This window comes from Aromatoleum toluolicum (genome assembly GCF_012911005.2).
Lineage (GTDB): Bacteria > Pseudomonadota > Gammaproteobacteria > Burkholderiales > Rhodocyclaceae > Aromatoleum > Aromatoleum toluolicum.
Genome location: NZ_WTVS01000243.1, coordinates 1 through 418 on the forward strand (window position 1 = coordinate 1; position 418 = coordinate 418).

Annotated in this window: 1 protein-coding gene; it reads left to right on the forward strand. The window is 63.6% G+C overall.

What is annotated here, in order from left to right:
• Window positions 1–418, forward strand: a 418-nt coding sequence (locus tag GPA27_RS28565) for a sterol desaturase family protein (protein WP_169143754.1), incomplete at both ends; no start/stop codon positions are given.

Below are 418 nucleotides of genomic sequence, written 5' to 3' on the forward strand. Positions count from 1 at the left end.
CCACCGCATGGGGCATGAATCGGCGGTGCTGTGGGCCGCGCACGCGGTACACCACCAGAGCCAGGACTACAACCTCAGCACCGCCCTGCGCCAGACCAGCTCGGGCGCGCTGCTGGGCTGGATCTTTTATGTGCCCATGGCACTGGCGGGCGTTCCGCCGCTGGTGTTCGGCGTGGTGGCGCTGATTGACCTGCTCTACCAGTTCTGTGTGCACACCGAGCAGGTGGGACGCCTGGGCTGGTTCGACCGCTGGTTTTGCAGCCCCAGCAACCACCGCGTGCACCATGCCGTCAACGATGCCTATCTGGACAAGAACTACGGCGGCATCCTGATCGTATGGGACCGGATGTTCGGCACCTTCAAGGATGAAGACGCGCAGGAGAAATGTGTTTACGGCACGCGCGGCCTGCTCAACAGC